Here is an 18,378-nt window from a genome sequence, read left to right on the forward strand (position 1 = left end):
ATGGCGTTCATGGTGGCGGTGCTCTACGCCGTCGAGTTCTGGGACCAGGCGACGCCGGGAAACCTCGACCAGAACGGCATCGTGCCGCACCGGATCAGCGGGTTGGACGGGATCCTGTGGGCTCCGCTGCTGCACGCGGGCTGGGGCCACCTGATGTCGAACACGGTGCCCCTGCTGGTGCTGGGCTGGCTGCTGCTGGCGAACGGGGTGGGGCAGTTCGTGGCGGTGACGGCGATCGTGTGGGTCGTCGGCGGCCTCGGCACCTGGCTGATCGCGACCGGCGGCGTGCACGTGGGCGCGTCGGGAGTGGCGTTCGGCTGGATGGTGTTCCTGCTGGTGCGCGGCTTCTTCAACCGCAGCCTGGGGCAGATCGTGGTGGCGGTGGTGCTGTTCTTCTACTGGGGCGGCCTGCTGTGGGGCGTGCTGCCCGGTCAGCCGATGATCTCGTGGGAGGGTCACCTGTGCGGGGCGCTCGGCGGGTTGCTGGCGGCGTGGCTGGTGGCGCGCGGCACTCGTCGCCGCTCGGGAACGGCGCAGCCTGGCACACTGTCGGCGTGACGAACGCGCCGATCGGGATCTTCGACTCCGGGGTCGGCGGGCTGACCGTCGCCCGGGCCGTGCTGGACCAGCTGCCGGGCGAGGCGATCCGCTACGTGGGCGACACGGCGAACGCCCCGTACGGGCCGCGCCCGCTGGCCGACATCCGCGAACGCACCTTGGCGATCACCGATTCGCTGGTGGAGGGCGGGGTGAAGGCCCTGGTCATCGCTTGCAACACGGCGTCGGCCGCGTGCCTGCGGGATGCGCGGGAGCGCTACGACGTGCCGGTGGTGGAGGTGGTGCTGCCCGCGGTGCGCCGCGCGGTGGCGACGACCCGCAACGACCGGGTCGGGGTGATCGGCACGGCGGCGACGATCCGTTCCCGCGCCTACGACGACGCGTTCACCGCGGCCCCGCAGGTGCGGCTGACGACGGCGGCGTGCCCGCGGTTCGCGGACTTCGTGGAGCGCGGCATCACCAGCGGCCGCCAGGTGCTGGGGCTGGCGCAGGGCTACCTGGATCCGCTGCAGCGGGCCGATGTGGACACGCTGGTGCTGGGCTGCACGCACTACCCGATGTTGACGGGCGTGCTGCAACTGGCGATGGGCGATCAGGTGACGCTGGTGTCGAGCGCGGAGGAGACCGCGAAGGACGTGGTGCGGGTGCTCACCGAGCAGGACATGCTGGCGGGGCCGCAGGAGCCGGCCCACGAGTTCCGCACGACGGGTGATCCGGCGAGGTTCACCCGCTTGGCGAGCCGCTTCTTGGGGCCGTTCGGGGCTTTCGGGTCCGCTCGGCCGTTCGCCATGTCAGGCTCGTCAGCGTGAAGCTGACGATTCTCGGATGTTCCGGCAGCCTGCCCCGGCCGGATTCACCCGCCTCCGGCTACCTCGTCGAAGCCGGTGGGGCGCGGATCGCGCTCGACCTGGGCAACGGGACCGTGGGAGCGCTGCAGCGCCACCTGGACCCGTTCGAGCTGGACGGCCTGTTCCTCAGCCACCTGCACCCGGACCACTGCTCGGACTTCGGGGCGTTGACGGTGCTGCGCCGCTACCACCCGGAGCCGCCGCACGACACGACGCGCCGCAAGCTGCCGGTGTTCGGCCCGCCGGAGACGCAGGACCGGTTGACGAGGTTGTACGCGCCGAACGCCGCGGAGCTGGCGGAGACCGACCTGGGGGACGTGTACGAGTTCGGGGGTGTCGACGTGCCCGCTGAGGTCGGCCCGTTCCGGGTGTCGGCGTTCGCGGTGGACCACCTGTGCCCGGCGTGGGGGTTCCGGGTGGCGGCGGGCGACCGGGTGCTGGCCTACACGGGGGACACCGGTCCGTGCGCGGCGTTGGAGGAGCTGGCGCGGGGCGCGGACGCGCTGCTGGCGGAAGCGTCGTGGTCGGACTCGCCGGATCGCCCCGACGGGGTACACCTGTCCGGGCGGCAGGCGGCGCGGGTGGCGAAGCGGGCCGGGGTGCGGCAGCTGCTGCTGACCCACCTGCAACCGTGGACCGACCCGCAGGAGATCCTGCGGGAGGCGACCGAGGAGTTCGACGGCCCGGTGGAGGTCGTCGAGGCCGGTCGCGACTACCTGATCTGAGCGCGCCGCGGGCGCGGCGGGAAGGACGAGCATGACGATCACGGCGGTGTGGTCGATCGCGTCGACGGCGGACGCGAACGCGGGCGACGGGCTCAGCGTCACCGAACCGGGCGAGGTCGACGACCTGGTGCGCCGGTTGTCGGAGCCCAACGCGGGCCCGGCGACGATCTGGCACGAGGGCCGGGAACCCGCGGACTCCGCCACCGGCATGCTCGACCACGACGTGATCGCGGCGGTGTCCGGCGGCTACGGCTACCTGAGCCACATCGACACCGACCACGACTACGCCGTCCTCGACGGCGACCCGGAATCACCCGCGCTGATCAGCGAAGACGCCGAGTTCCCCGCGGGCAGCGGCGTGGACCCGGCGGTGCTGGCGGCGGCGCTGCGGGACTTCCTGGCGACGGGGCGGCGGCCGAAGGCCGTGGAGTGGCGCACCCTCGACTGGTAGCGCTCCGGTCACCGCCACCCAGAACGGGCGCGACCCCGGCAGTTAGGGTGGGCGCGTGGCGAGAGCGGATGGGCGGAGCGACGATCAGCTCCGGGACGTGCGAATCACCCGCGGATACCAGGACTGGCCTGCCGGTTCGGTCCTGGTCGAGTTCGGGAAGACCCGCGTGCTGTGCGCGGCGAGCGTGCAGGACGGGGTGCCGCGCTGGCGCACCGGTTCCGGCCTCGGCTGGGTCACCGCCGAGTACGCGATGCTGCCGTCGGCGACGAACACCCGCGGAGTGCGCGAATCGGTGAAGGGCCGCATCGGCGGCCGCACCCACGAGATCAGCAGGCTCATCGGCCGTTCGCTGCGCGCCTGCATCGATCTGGCGGCGCTGGGCGAGAACACGATCGCGCTGGACTGCGATGTGATCCAGGCCGACGGCGGCACCCGCACGGCGGCGATCACCGGCGCGTACGTGGCGCTCGCGGACGCCGTCACCTGGCTGAGCTCCGCGGGCCGGTTGTCCGACCCGAAGCCGCTGTCCTGCTCGATCTCCGCGGTGAGCGTCGGCGTGGTGGACGGCCGGGTGCGGCTGGACCTGCCGTACGAGGAGGACTCGCGCGCCGAGGTGGACATGAACGTGGTCGCCACCGACCACGGCACCCTCGTCGAGGTGCAGGGCACCGGGGAGGGCGCCACCTTCCCGCGGTCCACTTTGGACACCATGGTGGACTTCGCGCTGAACGGCTGCGCCGAGCTGTCCCGCAAGCAGGCCGAAGCGCTCGCCGCGCCGTACCCCGGTGAACTCCCCGGCGGTGCCCGGTGACGCGCCTGCTGCTGGCCACCCGCAACGCGAAGAAGCTCGTGGAGCTGCGGCGCATCCTCGAAGCCGAAGGCGTCACCGGCGTCGAGGTCGTCGGCCTGGACGCGGTGCCCGAGTTCCCGGAAGCACCCGAAACCGGGGCCACGTTCGAGGAGAACGCGCTCGCGAAGGCCGCCGACGCGGCCCGCGCCACCGGACTCCCCGCCGTCGCCGACGACTCCGGCCTCGCCGTGGACGCGCTCAACGGCATGCCCGGCGTGCTGTCCGCCCGCTGGTCCGGCGGGCACGGCGACGACCAGGCGAACCTGGACCTGCTGCTCGGCCAGATCGGGGACGTGCCCGACGAGCGGCGCGGTGCCGCCTTCGTCTCGGCCGCCGCGCTGGTGCTGCCGGACGGCACCGAGACCGTGGTGCGCGGCGAATGGCCGGGAACCGTGGTGCGCGCCGAACGCGGCACGAACGGGTTCGGCTACGACCCGATCTTCGTGCCCGCGGGCGAGACCCGGACCGCGGCGGAGCTGTCCGCCGCGGAGAAGGACGCGGACTCGCACCGGGGGCGGGCGCTGCGGCTGCTGCTGCCGACGATTCGGGAGTTGGCGGGTCAGTAGCGGTAGGCGTAGTAGCGGTTCATCTTCTTGACTCGGGCGATGGACTTCTCCCGTGACTTGATGCGCCGCACTCGCGTCCCTGGCGGCAGGTCATCAGCGCCGCTCACCGAGGCGTCCTCGTGAACGAGGACTGCCAGGTCCGGGTTGCGCAGACTGCTCAGGTCGACGGCCTCGCAACTCTCCAAAGCGAGCTTCTGCAAGGATGTGAGCGCGGCCAACTCACTCAGTTCCGCGGAATCGTTCAGGTCGAACAACCTGAGCTCACGCAGGTGCGGAACCGCAGCCCAGTTCCCGGTGCGCAATGACGCTCGCAAAATACCAAGGTAACGGAGCCCAGAGCACCGCTCGGTCACGGTTGCGAGATCCACGTCCTCGCGAAGACGGACACGGACATCGAGGCGCGTGACACCCTCCGGACGCGGAAGGCTGTTGATCAGGTGTTCCGACGCGTGCAGGCCCCGCGTGGTGAGCTCTCGAACCTCGGTCAGCGAATCGAGTGGTTCCCAACGGGCGTTCCACGCGATCGGCCCGATGTTCAATATCTTCAATCGGGACAGTTCCGACAGCGGGCCGATGTCGTCGAGCGGCTTGCGGGGCATCAGGCGGAGAGCCCGCAAACCGTGATGTCGCCCGAGCGCGGTGAGGTCTATCGCGTCGACCCCGAGCACGTCCAAGGATCTCAAACCACGCACGTCGTTCAGGAGCCCCATGTCGAACTGATTGGGGGCGAAGAACTGGATATGCGTGTGCCGGCAGTGCCGCAGTTCATGGAGCCATGGCAACAGATCCGGTTCCTGAATGAGCACCGCCCCGTCGTGCAGCGGTGCGTCTCGCAGCACGGTGCAGGCGTACTCCTCAGGGTCGTAGAACTCCCAGGCGTCGATGAGTTCGTCCTGCACCGCCAGCCGGGGATCTGCGGCGTACTTCTGCAGCAACGGCAGTGAGTCCGGACCGTTGATCAGGCTGGCGGTGTAGACGCAGGCCGCCGCCTGGGCTTCGGTCAGCCCGGAGAGGTCCGTCGGCAACCGGTCCAGCAGTGATTCGCCCACTGTGGACAGTGACCGGCTGACCGTCGTGTTCGCAGGTGGGACGAGCGTGCCGATGCAGTCGTCCAGCCGCGCGAGGACCTCGGGTTCCAGGTCGTGCACCGATTCGCGACAGGTCGCGGCGAGCAGCCGGAGTCGGCGGGCGATCCTGCCATCGACGCGGTCGGCCAGGTCCAGGATTCCGCTGAGCAGCTCGCTGCGTTCCCGCCGGTGGAACAGCCCCGCCGCCATGATGACGACCTCGCGCCACTGGTCGGAGCTCGCCTTGTCGATGAGCAGCCCGACGTTGCCGTCGTCGACGGATTCCCGCGCGGTGAGGAACTCCTGGAAGGTGCGGTGCACGAAGTCGATGCGCCCGACCGCCGGTTCGCGCAGCACCCCGCTGCGTTCCAGCAGGTGGTCGAGGGCGTCCTCCGCGGAGGTCGACGCCCTGGTCGACCGGCCCAGGGTGCGCGCGAACCGGGTCAGCGCCTCCTCGCGGGTCAGCTCGGAGCGGTTGTTCAGCGCCAGCCAGTGCGCCAGGTCCTGCAGCAGCACCAGCTTGTCCGGGTACGGCAGCGACACCGCGGAGGTGATCTCGCGGAGGGCGTCGCGGCGGTCCAGCAGCATCTCCAGCGCCGCCTCGTACAGGCCTTTCCGGTTGCGCGGCAGATCGCCGTCGCGGTCCAGGTTCAGCGCGCACACCATCGCGCACAGCAGCGGGTTCCGGGTCAGGTTCCGCAGGTGCGGGCGGGATTCCAGCTGGGCCAGCAACCGGCGGTGGTGCGCTTCGAGGACGGGGCGCTCGAACGATCGGGCGTCCCGGTCGGCGGCGAGCAGCGCCTCGTGCCAGCGGCGCAGGAACTCGCGCACATCACCGGGTGTCATGTCTTCGAGGGTCACCGCGCTGAACCCCTCGTGGGCGAGCCACTTGGCACCGGCCGCGGACGGACGCGCGGTGACGACCACGCGGATGCCCGGGTAGCCCCGCAGCAGCTCGTCCAGCCAGGCCCGCACCTTCCGGCGCTGCCCGGGCGGGACCTCGTCCACCCCGTCGACGAGCAGCAGCACCCGGCCCGCGTCGAGCTGCCGGTGCATCCAGCCGTCCGGCACCGGCGGCAACGTCGGCAGGTCGACGAACTCGGCGGGCGCCGGCAATGGGCGGCCCGCGTGGCTGCGCAGCTTGATCAGGACCGGCACGCAGCCGTTCCAGGCTTCGAGCGCGGGCCCGAACCGCTCCTGCGCGGCCGTGACGACCAGCCAGCTCAGCAGGGTGCTCTTCCCGGATCCCGCCTGGCCGCGGACCAGCACCCGGTCGGCTCGGCCCAGCGCGGCTTCGATCCGCTGCGAACCGCCGAGGTGATGCCGCTCGTTGAGCTCGAAGTCCGCGTCCTGCTGGAACGCGGTGTCCACGCTGAGGCTCAGGTAGGCGACCGACAGCGTGGTGCGCGGGCGGAAGTTGCGGACGCTGACGCCGATCAGCTCCAGGTCGTCGTGCTTGCGGGCCATCGCCGCCAGGTAGCGGTGGCGGAACTCCTCGTCCCGGTCGGCGCCCGCCGGGGCGTCGAGGCTGGTGGCCGGGAGGCGGTCCAGCACCCGGTCGAGGCCGGTGAGGACGGTGCCGAGGCGGCGCAGCGCCTCCTCGGCGAGCCGCTCCTCGTATTCCGGCAGCTCGCGCACCAGGTGCACCAGCTGCACGCAACCGCGGTCCAGCACCCGGTCGAACAGGGCCCGCGCCGACTCGCCCAACCCGGCCCGGCGCGGTGCGGACGGCACCTGGCGGCGAACCTCCCGGGCGAGGGACACCGGATCGAGGTCGACGCGCAGCAAGGTCGCGTCCGAGAGGTCGGCGTCGGACAACGCGTCCACCGCAGCGTCGACGGCCGCGGCGCGCTCGGCCTCGTCGAGGTCGGCGCACTCCCGTTCGCACCACGCCTGCAGGTGCGCGCCCGCGGTGTCGCCCGCCTCCTCCAGCTTCCGCACCAGATCTCGGCGGGATCGGGCGGACAGGCCACCGAAGCGCAACCCGATGAGCTCGGTCAACTCCGCGCCGCGCCGGTTCTCCGCGCTGCGCTGCGCGAGCCAGGCGCGGACAGCGCCGCGCACCACGATGTTGCCCGCCTTCAGCGCAGCGTCCTCCAGGCCGGTCACCGGATCTCCCCTCGTCGGAGACGAAGCCACCGATGGTCCCGGAAAGATCGTCGGCGCAGTGCCGGGTCGGCCCGACCATCATGCGAATGGCGGACCGCGCATCGGGTTTCACGCGGACGGCGCACCCGCTCGGCGACTTCGCCGAACCGCGGCGACGAGGTGGCACAGCCGAGCGGCGGCCGATCGGCACAAGGCCCGGCGCGGCACCGCCCGAATGCCGGGTGTGCGCTGCACTACTCCCGCCGGACTTCCCCTGGACGCCGCGTAACGACCAGCGGCGATCCCGCGAAGTGTCCGGTGGGTCCGCGAATCGGGGCGGGCTCCGCAACCTCTCGCCATCGGGCGGACATCGCCGCGCGGCGCGGTGCAGGGACGCACCACGCGCCGGCCCTTCGCACTCCGGCCCCTGCGCGGCCCGGAACCTCCGGTCCGATCGGCGACCCCGGTGCCCGCCGCACAGTTTTCGCCGAAGGAGAGAACCTCGATGAAGCCGTTGCTCGTGTGCGTGTCCGTCGGTGTCACGTCCGCCGCCGTCACCTTCAGCGTGCTCGCCGCGCTGCACGCCGCGAACTCGCTCGCCGCTCCCCCGCCGCGCCGCCGCGTCGAACCCGCCGACGTCCCCGCCGTTCCCGACGGCCTCGACGTCGACCTGCCGGAACCCGTGCGCGCCCCAGTCCCAGCGCGGTGAACCGACCAGCGCATTCCGCCCATACCGCCCGACTGCGCGCCCGAGGACGTTCACCAGGCGGAATACCGCTGTGACGACGGTCGCCCCAGGTCCCGGTCCCGCGGCGGCGGCGGTTAGGTTCCGCTGGTGTTCAGCGAATGGATCGAACCGGTGCTGCTGCTCGTCGTCGGATTCCTGTCCGGGGCGATCAACGCCGTAGCGGGCGGCGGATCGCTGCTGGTGTTCCCGGCGCTGCTGGCCACCGGGATGCCGCCGCTGGTCGCCAACGTGACCAACTCCGTGGTGCAAGGACCCGGCTTCGTCGGTGCCGCCGTCGGGCAGCGCGACGACCTCAAGGGCGCGCCGCGGCGGCTGTTGTGGACGTCCATCGCCGCGGCCGTCGGCTCCTCCATCGGCTGCGTGCTGCTCATGGTGCTGCCCGGCGAGGTGTTCGACGCCGTGGTGCCCGTGCTCATCGGGCTGTCCGCGGTGCTCATGGCCTTCCAGAACACGATCAAGCGCTGGTTCGGCCGGACCGAGGGCGGTGCCGAACGCCTCGGGTGGTTGTCGTTCGGGCTCTTCCTCGCCTCCATCTACGGCGGTTACTTCGGCGGGGCGCGCAGCGTCATCCTCATCGCGATCCTCATGCTCGCCGTCAACGACACGATGCGGCGGCTCAACGCGCTGAAGAACTGGCTCGGGTTGATCGGCAGCGCCGTCACGCTGGTGGTGTACTCGGCGATCGCACCGGTCGACTGGGCCGCCGTGCTGCTCGTCGCGCCGACGACCGTGCTCGGCGGTTACGTCGGCGGCAAGATCGCCCAGCGGATACCGGCGACGCTGCTGCGCTACCTGGTGGTCGTGATCGCGGCCGGGGTGGCGATCTACATGGCCCTCGACTGATCCGGAGTGAACGGACCGTTCGTCCAGCCGGATGGGGCGAACGGTCCGTTCACCCATGCCACGCCCGCTCCGCCGGACCTCCCGACCCGAGTGAACGGACCGTTCGACCAACCGCACGGGACCAACGGTCCGTTCACTCGCCCCACCGGACACCGGCCGACTTCCATCGCCGAGTGCGGTGAACGGACCGTTCGACCGGTCTGACGGGACGAACGGTCCGTTCACCCATCAGCCGGGACGTGTTGCGGGTTCGCGGCGGCCGAGCCGACGACTCGGGTGAACGGACCGTTCGCCCAACGGGATCGGACGAACGGTCCGTTCACCCACCGACGGGGAACATGCGGGAGGGGACGGTTCCGCGGTGGAACCGTCCCCTCCGGTGGTGCGGGTCGTCAGACGCCGAGGTCCTTGCGGAGCCGGTCGACGTGGCCGGTGGCCTTGACGTTGTAGAGCGCCTTGTCGATCTTGCCCTCGGGGCCGACGACGAAGGTCGAGCGGATCACGCCCTGCACGACCTTGCCGTAGTTCTTCTTCTCCCCGAAAGCGCCCCACGCGGTCATCACCGACTTGTCCACATCGGACAGCAGCGGGAAGGTGAGGCCTTCGGCGTCGCGGAACTTCGCGAGCTTCTCCGGCTTGTCCGGGGAGATGCCGACCACGTCGAACCCGGCGTCGTCGAGCGGCGCCAGGCTGTCCCGGAAGTCGCACGCCTCCTTGGTGCAGCCGGGAGTGCTCGCCGCCGGGTAGAAGTAGACCACCAGGGAACGGCCCGCGTAGTCGGCCAGCGCCACGGTCTTGCCGTCGGCGTCCGGCAGGGAGAAATCGGGGGCGGCGTCACCCGGTGCGAGTCGCTGCTGTTCGCTCATGCCCCGACGCTAGTGCACGCCGAAACCCTCGCTCGCCTGGGCGGCCACCGACCGCCCAGGCGACTGCTAGCAGGACCACCTCGGTCAGGGCAGCTGCGGCGCGGTCTCCGACACCGTCTGCGAGACGGTGTTCACCGACACCGCTTCCTCCTGACCATCTGTGGCGATGAACCCACCGAAGAACAGCCCGGCCAGAGCCGAGGCGGTCACGGACAGCGCGCAAAAGGTGTACAGGCGCAGGCTCACCGTTTTCCCTTTCCTGGAGGAGTTTTCGAGGAACACGTCGACATCGACTACCCACTGATCGCCGATCGGAGCGGAGACGTTACCGGTGTCCCCCGAACGGGCGGTGAACGAGGCACTACGTCCTGGAGTTGCGGGGGTGCACCGCCCCGCGTAGACGGGAGGCACCAGCACTCCACCTTCCGGGAGACCTCATGCCGACCGTGGCCGACCAGTTCATCGAAGTGCTCGCGCAAGCAGGTGTGCAACGGATCTACGGCATCGTCGGGGACAGTCTCAATCCGGTGGTGGATGCGGTCCGGCGCACCGACGGCATCGAATGGGTGCACGTGCGGCACGAGGAGGCGGCGGCGTTCGCGGCGAGCGCCGAGGCGCAGCTGACCGGGCGGCTCGCGGTCTGCGCCGGCAGTTGCGGTCCGGGGAACCTCCACTTGATCAACGGGTTGTACGACGCGCACCGCAGCGGCGCACCGGTGCTCGCGCTGGCCTCGCACATCCCGTCGGAGCAGATCGGCACCGGGTTCTTCCAGGAGACGCATCCGGAGGAGCTGTTCAACGAGTGCAGCCACTTCTGCGAGCTGCTCTCCCAACCCGAGCAGATGCCGCGGCTGCTGCGCAGCGCGATGCAGACCGCGGTCGGCCGGCGCGGCGTCTCGGTGCTGGTGCTGCCCGGGGACGTCGCGCACAAGTCGGCGGCGCGCCCCACCGGCAGCGGCGTGGTCGATTCGGAACCGCCGATCGTGGTGCCCTCGCCGACGCAGGTCGACCGGCTCGCCGAATCGCTCAACTCCGCGGAGCGGGTGATGTTGTTCTGCGGCGCGGGCACCCGCGGCGCCCACGAGGACGTGATGCGGCTGGCGAGCACGGTGCAGGCCCCGGTCGGGCACGCGCTGCGCGGCAAGGAGTGGATCCAGTACGACAACCCGTACGACGTGGGGATGAGCGGGCTGCTCGGCTACGGCGCCTGTCAGCAGGCGATGCAGAAGGCCGACCGGGTGGTGCTGCTCGGCACCGATTTCCCGTACGACAACTTCCTGCCGCAGGCCAACACGGTGCAGGTGGACATCGATCCGACCCACCTGGGGAGGCGCACCGTGCTGGACCTGGCGGTGCAGGGCGACGTGCGGGAGACGATCCGCGCGGTGCTGCCGAAGCTGCGGCAGAAGACGGACCGCTCGTTCCTGGACCGGATGCTGCGCGAGCACGCCGACCAGCTGGAGCAGGTCGTCGACTCGTACACCACCAACGTCGACAACCAGGTGCCGATCCACCCGGAGTACGTGGCCGACGTGCTCGACGACCTGGCCGCCGAGGACGCGGTGTTCACGGTGGACACCGGGATGTGCAACGTATGGGCCGCGCGGTACGTCACGCCGAACGCGCACCGACGGGTGCTGGGCTCGTTCGTGCACGGGTCGATGGCGAACGCGCTGCCGCAGGCCATCGGCGCCCAGCTGGTGGACCGGCGCAGGCAGGTGGTCGCGATGGCGGGCGATGGTGGGCTGTCCATGCTGCTGGGCGACCTGCTGACGCTGCGCACGCACCGGCTGCCGGTGAAGGTCGTGGTGTTCAACAACTCGTCGCTGGGCATGGTGAAGCTGGAGATGCTGGTGGACGGGTTGCCGGACTTCGGCACCGACCACGATTCGATCGACTTCGCCGCGATCGCGGCCGCGGCGGGCATCCATTCGGTGCGGGTGGACCGGCCCGGCCAAGTGCGGGAGGCGTTGGAGGGTGCGTTGGCGCGGCCGGGCCCGGCCCTCGTCGACGTGGTGACCGATCCGAACGCGCTGTCCATCCCCCCGAAGATCACCGGTACGCAGGTGAAGGGGTTCGCGCTGGCGGTGAGCCGGACGGTGCTCTCGGGCGGGGTCGGGAAGATGGTGCAGCTGGCGCGGAGCAACCTGCGCAACATCCCCCGCCCGTGAGCCCTCGTCACTCGTCCTGGTTCGGGACCGGCCGGTTTCCCGCGGAGCGGTCGCTCTGCGTGAGCGGTGGCCGCATGTCGGCGGGATCGAGCGGCCGGGCGTGACGATCCGGTCGCCGCCGCATCCTTCCGGCAGCACGGCCCGGCCCCGATCCCTGGACCAGCGGACCGGGGTCGCGTTCCGCCGTGTCGAGCGGGAAAACCCAGCGGCGGCAGGAGTTCCGACCGCTGCCGCGCCGCCCGGTGCGGGCCCGGCGCGCGCCGCCGACACCGGGAAAAGGATGTCGGTTGGGTGACGCGATGGTGACGCTCGGTTCGCAGGGTGGACACTGATCGCCATGACAGTGAGTCCCACGGTGCGTCGCCGCCGCCTCGCCGCGGAGCTGCGCAGGCTCCGAGGACTGGCGGAGGTCACCCAGCAGCAGGCCGCCACCCACCTCGGTTGCACCCAGGCGAAGATAGGCAGATTCGAGACGGCCAAGCGCTCCCCATCGATCGGCGACGTCAGCGCGTTGCTGGACTTCTACGCGGTGAACGGCGCCGAACGCGAACAGTTGATCAACCTGGCTCGGGACGCCCGGAAACGCGGCTGGTGGCACTCCTACAGCGATGTGCTGCCCGAGTGGTACGAGACCTACGTCGGGCTGGAGGCCGAGGCCTCGTCGATGCACACCTGGGAATCCGAGGCGATCCCGGGCCTGCTGCAGACCGCGGAGTACGCGTACGCCATCACCAAGTCCACCTTGATCCGGGCCGACGAGCCGGAGATCGGCCGCCGCGTCGAGCTGCGGATGCAGCGGCAGGACCGGATCACCGGATCGCAGCCGCTGGACCTGTGGGCGGTGATCGGCGAGACGGCGTTGCGCCGCGGCGTGGGCGGTTCGGCCGTATTGCGCCGCCAATTGGAGCACTTACTCGCTTTGGCGGAACTCCCGAACGTGACCCTGCAGGTCATGCCGCTGGACGCCGGAGCGCATCCCGCGCAGGCAGGGCCATTCGTCATCCTGCGCTACTCCAATCACGTCGACCCGGATGTGGTCTATCTCGAAACCCACGTGGGAGGCCTGTATCTCGAACGGGATAACGAGCTGTCCAAATACGTGACGATGATGGACCATCTACGCGCACACGCGATCGACCCGGAAGGGTCCATTCAAGTGATTCACGAGCGCATAGGAGAGCTGTAGATGGAATACCTCACGGGTTGGCGGACCAGCACCCGGAGCACGCACCAGGGACAATGCGTGGAGGTCGGGTTCGGGGTCGCGCGCGTCGGCGTGCGCGACACGAAGGACCGGCCGGGTGGCTACTTCGTCGTCGATCCCGCGCGGTGGACGGACTTCCTCGGAGGTCTCAAGCGCGGAGCTTTCGACCGCTGACCCTCGCTTCACCACGCCCGGCGGCCGCGCCGCCCCGGGCGTGAGAACGAACCGAAGAACCGAGCGGGTCGCTGGATCCGCGCCCGCTCGGCTCCGATTCTCAAACTCGGATTAATCTGTTTATTGATCACCGCGTTTCCACGGGCCACGGCGCCTTCCTGCTATTCCCCGGATCACTGCGAAACACATCTCACCCGAACGGTCCTACCCGTCGCGGGTATTAATCGGTGGCACCGGTTCGAGGAATGGGGCGAGCAGGCCCGGCACCGCGTCCTCGGCCAGTGCCAGCCCGTCCCCGGCGCGCACGTCGGGAACCGCGCACTGCCCGGCTCCCGCCGCCGTGGTGGCCACCACGTCCAGGAGCCCGGATCGGCGTTGGAACACCGACTGCTCGAAGCGCCAGCCGATGATCCCGTCCCGGCGCAGCGCGACGGTCCGGCGCAGCGCGGTGCCGCGCCTGCTCACCAGGTAGGTGCCGTGCAGCCGGTGCCCGAGGTTGCGGTAGGCGTCGATGCCGAACGCGATCCCGAGCAGCGCCGCCGACGGCACCACGGTCACCGCCAGGCCGATCGGAATCCATCCGAGCACCGCGGACACGACCGCGACGACGGCGAACGGCAGCGCCACCAGCAGCCCCCAGGTGATCCGCCGGCGCAGCGCGGCGGACGGGTGCGTGGTGAACCCGTCGACGGGGAAGCTCTCCTCCCGCAGCACCGCGGCGGCGACGCGGCGGGCCTGCGCGCGCGGCGCGGGCGGCAGCAACGTCTTCGCGTCCGGTTGCTTTCCCCCTTCTTCGTCGCTGAGCCCGGTGGCGACCGCGTGCGTGCGGGCACCGCCGACCCAGCGCAGCAGCAGCGGTTCGGACAGCTCCACGCCGCGCAACCGGCTCTCCTCCAAGGAGATCGACCGCTGGGTGAGCAGTCCGCGCCGCACCCGCAGCGTTCCGGCCGATTCGCGGGTGAGGGTGAAGCCCCACCACAGCTCCAACGACAGCAGCAACGAGCCGAGCACCCCGATCAGCACGACCACCAACGCCGGGACGACGATGGCCAGCCAGAGCGGAACGGCCTGGAGCTCCTCCCCGACGACCCGGTACACCCCGAACTTGACCAGCAGTTCGGAGAACGAGCCGACGGTCGAGGCGATCGCGCCCCAGACGGCGAGGATCAGCGACATCGTGGCCCCGGAGTACAGCAGCCACGCCGGGCGCAACCGGGCCAGCACCCCTCCCCGGGGCTCCTCCGCCGCCCCCTCCGGAGATTCGTCCGAAGTGGACTCGCGGAGCAGCAGCGCGGCCCGGATGCGTTCCGCGTCGCGCCGGGCCAGCGCGTCCAGCTTCAGCTCGCCATCGCCCTGCGCCCCGGTACCGATCTTCACCACGGACAGCCCGAACACCCGGTGCATCGGGTCGGCGGTGAGGTCGACGCTGCGGATGCGGTCACGCGGCAGCGAGCGGTGGCTGCGGGACAGCACGCCCTTGCGCAGTTCCACCCGCTCCTCGCCGACCCGGTAGGAGCCGAACCACCAGTCCAGTCCGGTGCTCACGGCGATCAGCACCGCGCAGGCGGCCCAGATCCCCGCGGTGGCCGCGACGCCGCCGGGTTTCGTCCCGGCGACGAGCATCACCGCGAGGGTGGGCACCAGCGGCAGCAGCGCCAGGACCACCGGCACCAGCACGACCCGGCCGTCGAGCCGCCGCCAGTCCGTCGGCGCGCTCATGTCGCATCTCCCGGCGCCGCCTGGGTGGTCGCGGTGAGCCGCTCCACGAGCTCGGCGGCGACCCGGTGGTCCAACCCGTCGATCCGCAGCGGACCCGCGGCGGACGCGGTGGTGACCGTGACGCTGGCGAGCCCGAACGCGCGCTGCAGCGGGCCGCGCACCGTGTCGACGGTCTGGATCCGCGACATCGGTGCCACCCGCCACTCCTGCCGCAGCCAGCCCGCAGCGGTGTACACGGCGTCCTCGGTGTTCTCCCAGCGGTGCACCCGATAGCGCCACTGCGGCATCACGAGCAGGTAGGGAACGCCGAGGACGGCCACGACGGCGAGCCCGAGCAGCAGCCAGGGCCGGGCGGGGGCGATCAGCACGGCGAGCACGGCGAGCACCACCACCGGTGGCACGACGAGGCTCGCCGCCTGCGCGGACCACCAGCCGATGGCGCGGTGCTCCACCCGGTGCCGGGGTGGCCGCAGCCGGACCTGCCCGGCGGATTGACTGTCTTCTGTGGACACGAGGTGTTCTCCGATTTCAGTGGTGCGGCCCGGTTCCCGGCGGGCCTTACTTCAAGCTCCGGACCTGTTCCCACAGCTGCGGCCACGGCTCCCGGCGGCCGGTGAACGACCACAGCGGGGTTCCGCCACCCTCGATGCGGCGCACCTCGGCGAAGTGCGGCCGCCACGGTTCCGGGTCCTCGCCGACGAACAGCACGGCGTCCGCGCTCTCGTCCGGCGTCCCGAAGTAGCCGTAACCGCGGTGCGCGCTGTGCGCCGGTGGCAGCCCGAACTCGTCGGTGTGCGCCTCCAGCATCGCAGCGAGGATGTAGCTCTCCCCCACCACCGCCGTGTGCTCCCGCTGCTGGGCGGGCAGCTGCCGGTACGCGGTGGCGACCTCCTGGGCGAGGGCCCGGTCGGCGGGCACGCCGAACGCGGTGGCCAGCAGCGAGGACATCACCACGACGGCGCCGGCGGCGAGCACCGACAGCACCCCGGCCGGCCACACGAGCCACGCCGCGCGGCGACCGCCGGCCGCGGCCCGCGCCTCCCGTCGCCGTTGGAAGGCGACCGCACCGGCCGCGAGCAGCACGCCGTACATGCCGACGACGTAGTAGGGCCGTCCGCTGGTGGCGATGTAGAAGACGTACTGCGCGACGGCCGCGGCCGCGATGAACCGGTACGGGCGGAACTCGGCGGCGGTGAACATCCGCGCCACGCCGTAGGCGCAGAGCGGGACGCCGAGGATCCCCGCGTACAGCACCATCGAGATGGCTGCGCCACTCCGGCCGCCGCTGAGGATCGGTGTTTCGGCCTGCACCACCTCGCTCATCGCCAGCTGCGGCCACCCGTGCACGGCCTGCCAGATCAGCGTCGGTGCCGCGATGACCAGTGCGATCCCGACGCACCCCCAGAACATCGGGCGCCGCAGCAGGTCACGCGGTCCGAACACCAGCAGGCCGAGCAGCAGCGCCGCGCAGAGCACGGCGACGTGCACCTTCACCTGCATCGTCCCGCCGATGACGACGCCGAGGGCGAGCAGCAGCCGGTCGTCGGCCCGCCCGGCCGCGTGCTGCCTGCACCAGCGCACCAGCAGCAGGCACAGCAACATCCACAGCGGCACCTCCAGCGTGTACGGGGTGATCCAGTGCGCGACCAGCGAGGTCCACAGCCCGGTCGCGAACCCGAGCCCGGTGAGCACCTGGCTGCGCCGGTCGCCGCCGAGCTCCCGCGCCAGCAGCCCGGCCAGCAGCACGCCGCTCGCCGAGATGAGCACCGCGGGCAGCCGCAGCACGATCATGGAACCGGGGGCGAGCCATCCCATCGCGCCGGCCAGCAGCGGCGCCAGCGGTGGCTGGTCCACGTACCCCCAGTCCAGGTGGTACCGGCCCGCGGCCAGCATGTAGACCTCGTCGATCCAGTAGCCGCCGAACGCCCCCACCCCGAGGTGGACGACGGCGAAGGCGGCCGCGATGAGCAGCAGCGGGCGGCGGGCGAACGCGGGCGGTCCCGCGGTGGTGGTCGGCGACGCCGCGGCGGCGCGCACGTCGGTCTGCATGGTCTCCCCCAGGAGGCGTTCGTGATCGATGCCCATTCCACTCCACCCGGAGCGACCGGCGCGACGGATTTCGGTCGGTTCCTGCTGTGACGGAAGTCGTACGCAGGTGCGACTTCCGTAGGTTCGCGGCCGACGGCGGGATGGATTCGGGCGGTCCGCCCGAGATCCGCGGCTACGGTGTGGCTGTGCAACGCCCGCTGTGGCGACACCTCTGGGACACCCCGCGCGATGCGGTGTTCGACGTGGTGCTGGTCGCCGTCCTGTTCCCGCTCGGCCCGATCCTGGCCGTGTTCTTCCCACCGGACGTCCCGCCGCAGGACTTCCGGTGGCTCGGCGGGGAATGGGTCGCGCAGGTGGTGCTCAACCTGTTCACGCTGGGTCTGCTGGTGCGGCGCCGCTACCCGGTGGTGCTGCTGGCGATCGCGCTGGTGATGATGCTGGTGCACCTCACCGCGGTGAGCACGGGGACCGGGGCGCTGTTCGCGATCAACCAGCACTCCGATCCGTGGATGCCCGGGGAACTGCCGTTCCTCACCTACGCGTTCGCCGCGTTCGAGACCCGGGCCCGGTGGCGCGCCGCCGGCTGGGTGCTGGTCGCCGCGGTGGTGTTCACGGCGCTGCGGCCGTGGACGAACCCGGACGGCGAGACGTTGAACAACGCGGTCTGGGTGACGGCGTTCCCGGCGCTGCTCGGGCTGTGGACCGGCGCGCGGCGCCGGCTGGTGGCGGCGCTGCGGGACCGGGCGGAGCGGGCCGAGCGCGAGCAGCACCTGCTGGCCGAGCAGGTGCGCACCGAGGAGCGGGCGAAGCTGGCCTCCGAGATGCACGACGTGGTCACGCACCGGGTGAGCCTGATGGTGCTGCAGGCGGGCGCGCTGGGGGTGACCGCGCAGGACGCGGCGACCCGGCAGGCCGCCGAGGAGCTGCGCGCGGGCGGCTGCCAGGCACTGGACGAGCTGCGGGACTTCCTCGGCGTGCTGCGCTCCGGCGAGGGGCGACCGGACGTGGTCGCCGAGTCGGCGCTGCCCGACCTGTCCGGGCTGATCGCCGAATCGGAGTCGGTGGGCGTCCTGGTGCGGCTCACCGAGCTCGGCGAGTCGACCGCGGTGTCTCCATCGGTGGGCCGCACCGCCTACCGCGTGGTGCAGGAGGCGCTGACCAACGTGCACAAGCACGCGCCGGGCAGCGAAGTGCTGGTGCACGTGGAGTACGGCGCGGACCGGGTGCGGCTGGCGGTGCGCAACACGCGCCCCGATCCCGCGGGTGGGAGCGAACTCGCCGCCAGCGGTTCCGGGGCAGGGCTGCGGGGACTGCGGCAGCGGGTGGAACTCGTCGGCGGGACCTTCCGGTCCGGCCGAACCGGGGACGGCGGGTTCGAGGTCGGTGCCATACTCCCCGGGTACGTGCCCACGGCCGAAGCCGAATCGGGCTAGGCGCGCGGTGAACGGGGT

At 71.4% G+C, this 18,378-nt stretch carries 18 protein-coding genes; 12 read left to right on the forward strand and 6 right to left on the reverse strand.

The window, feature by feature from the left end; genetic code table 11:
* From ABZ805_RS12535 to rdgB, 6 genes are read left to right on the forward strand one after another with little or no spacing between them, the layout of a single operon-like run.
* Positions 1 to 558: a rhomboid family intramembrane serine protease gene (locus ABZ805_RS12535; RefSeq protein ID WP_358438493.1), complete on the forward strand. Its 558-nt coding sequence runs from the start codon at positions 1 to 3 to the stop codon at positions 556 to 558.
* Positions 555 to 1,367 carry a glutamate racemase gene (murI, locus tag ABZ805_RS12540; RefSeq protein WP_358438410.1) on the forward strand — a complete coding sequence of 271 codons (813 nt, stop codon included), beginning with the start codon at positions 555 to 557 and terminating at the stop codon, positions 1,365 to 1,367. The genes ABZ805_RS12535 and murI overlap by 4 nt, the downstream gene beginning before the upstream one ends.
* Positions 1,364 to 2,131, forward strand: coding sequence for an MBL fold metallo-hydrolase (locus ABZ805_RS12545; RefSeq protein WP_358438413.1), 768 nt, complete (start codon positions 1,364 to 1,366; stop codon positions 2,129 to 2,131). The genes murI and ABZ805_RS12545 overlap by 4 nt, the downstream gene beginning before the upstream one ends.
* Positions 2,132 to 2,162: 31 nt before the next feature.
* Positions 2,163 to 2,582 carry an Imm1 family immunity protein gene (locus tag ABZ805_RS12550; RefSeq protein ID WP_358438415.1) on the forward strand — a complete coding sequence of 140 codons (420 nt, stop codon included), beginning with the start codon at positions 2,163 to 2,165 and terminating at the stop codon, positions 2,580 to 2,582.
* A 55-nt stretch (positions 2,583 to 2,637) separates the two neighbouring features.
* Positions 2,638 to 3,393: a ribonuclease PH gene (rph, locus tag ABZ805_RS12555; RefSeq protein ID WP_258342625.1), complete on the forward strand. Its 756-nt coding sequence runs from the start codon at positions 2,638 to 2,640 to the stop codon at positions 3,391 to 3,393.
* Positions 3,390 to 3,998: an RdgB/HAM1 family non-canonical purine NTP pyrophosphatase gene (rdgB, locus tag ABZ805_RS12560; protein WP_358438418.1), complete on the forward strand. Its 609-nt coding sequence runs from the start codon at positions 3,390 to 3,392 to the stop codon at positions 3,996 to 3,998. The genes rph and rdgB overlap by 4 nt, the downstream gene beginning before the upstream one ends.
* Here rdgB and ABZ805_RS12565 read toward each other — a convergent pair.
* Positions 3,992 to 7,174 carry an NACHT domain-containing protein gene (locus ABZ805_RS12565; RefSeq protein WP_358438421.1) on the reverse strand — a complete coding sequence of 1,061 codons (3,183 nt, stop codon included), beginning with the start codon at positions 7,172 to 7,174 and terminating at the stop codon, positions 3,992 to 3,994. The genes rdgB and ABZ805_RS12565 overlap by 7 nt on opposite strands.
* A gap of 484 nt (positions 7,175 to 7,658) precedes the next feature.
* Between ABZ805_RS12565 and ABZ805_RS12570 the strand changes: the two genes are divergently transcribed.
* Complete coding sequence (locus ABZ805_RS12570; protein ID WP_358438423.1) at positions 7,659 to 7,862, forward strand: hypothetical protein; 204 nt, start codon at positions 7,659 to 7,661, stop codon at positions 7,860 to 7,862.
* Positions 7,863 to 7,988: 126 nt separating this feature from the next.
* Positions 7,989 to 8,744: a sulfite exporter TauE/SafE family protein gene (locus tag ABZ805_RS12575; RefSeq protein WP_358438425.1), complete on the forward strand. Its 756-nt coding sequence runs from the start codon at positions 7,989 to 7,991 to the stop codon at positions 8,742 to 8,744.
* 392 nt (positions 8,745 to 9,136) lie between these two features.
* Here ABZ805_RS12575 and bcp read toward each other — a convergent pair whose 3' ends face one another.
* Together bcp and ABZ805_RS12585 are read right to left on the reverse strand one after the other, a co-directional pair.
* Positions 9,137 to 9,610 (reverse strand): thioredoxin-dependent thiol peroxidase, encoded by a 474-nt coding sequence (bcp, locus tag ABZ805_RS12580; RefSeq protein WP_358438428.1) that lies wholly within the window; start codon positions 9,608 to 9,610, stop codon positions 9,137 to 9,139.
* Positions 9,611 to 9,694: 84 nt separating this feature from the next.
* Positions 9,695 to 10,021, reverse strand: a complete 327-nt coding sequence (locus ABZ805_RS12585; RefSeq protein WP_358438431.1) for a hypothetical protein — start codon at positions 10,019 to 10,021, stop codon at positions 9,695 to 9,697.
* A gap of 26 nt (positions 10,022 to 10,047) precedes the next feature.
* Between ABZ805_RS12585 and ABZ805_RS12590 the strand changes: the two genes are divergently transcribed.
* The 3 genes from ABZ805_RS12590 (at position 10,048) to ABZ805_RS12600 (ending at position 13,159) form a co-directional block, all read left to right on the forward strand.
* A complete protein-coding gene (locus tag ABZ805_RS12590; RefSeq protein ID WP_358438433.1) occupies positions 10,048 to 11,781 on the forward strand; it encodes a pyruvate dehydrogenase in 1,734 nt (577 codons plus the stop codon).
* 337 nt (positions 11,782 to 12,118) lie between these two features.
* Positions 12,119 to 12,967 (forward strand): helix-turn-helix transcriptional regulator, encoded by an 849-nt coding sequence (locus ABZ805_RS12595; RefSeq protein ID WP_358438436.1) that lies wholly within the window; start codon positions 12,119 to 12,121, stop codon positions 12,965 to 12,967.
* Complete coding sequence (locus ABZ805_RS12600) at positions 12,968 to 13,159, forward strand: DUF397 domain-containing protein (protein ID WP_358438439.1); 192 nt, start codon at positions 12,968 to 12,970, stop codon at positions 13,157 to 13,159.
* 204 nt (positions 13,160 to 13,363) lie between these two features.
* Here the strand turns inward: ABZ805_RS12600 and ABZ805_RS12605 are convergent, their stop codons facing one another.
* Genes ABZ805_RS12605 through ABZ805_RS12615 form a run of 3 tightly spaced genes read right to left on the reverse strand, consistent with a single transcriptional unit; the run spans position 13,364 to position 16,963 of the window.
* Positions 13,364 to 14,878, reverse strand: coding sequence for a PH domain-containing protein (locus ABZ805_RS12605; RefSeq protein WP_358438442.1), 1,515 nt, complete (start codon positions 14,876 to 14,878; stop codon positions 13,364 to 13,366).
* Positions 14,875 to 15,390 carry a PH domain-containing protein gene (locus ABZ805_RS12610; protein WP_358438445.1) on the reverse strand — a complete coding sequence of 172 codons (516 nt, stop codon included), beginning with the start codon at positions 15,388 to 15,390 and terminating at the stop codon, positions 14,875 to 14,877. The genes ABZ805_RS12605 and ABZ805_RS12610 overlap by 4 nt, the downstream gene beginning before the upstream one ends.
* Positions 15,391 to 15,436: 46 nt before the next feature.
* Entirely contained in the window at positions 15,437 to 16,963 is a 1,527-nt protein-coding gene (locus tag ABZ805_RS12615) for a glycosyltransferase family 39 protein (RefSeq protein WP_358438448.1), read from the reverse strand.
* Between the two features lie 149 nt (positions 16,964 to 17,112).
* On the opposite strand from ABZ805_RS12615, the gene ABZ805_RS12620 reads away from it, so the two are divergent.
* Positions 17,113 to 18,360 carry a histidine kinase gene (locus ABZ805_RS12620; RefSeq protein ID WP_358438450.1) on the forward strand — a complete coding sequence of 416 codons (1,248 nt, stop codon included), beginning with the start codon at positions 17,113 to 17,115 and terminating at the stop codon, positions 18,358 to 18,360.
* The last annotated feature ends 18 nt before the right edge of the window (positions 18,361 to 18,378 follow it).

The organism is Saccharopolyspora sp. NPDC047091, assembly GCF_040643635.1.
Taxonomy (GTDB): Bacteria; Actinomycetota; Actinomycetes; order Mycobacteriales; family Pseudonocardiaceae; genus Saccharopolyspora_C.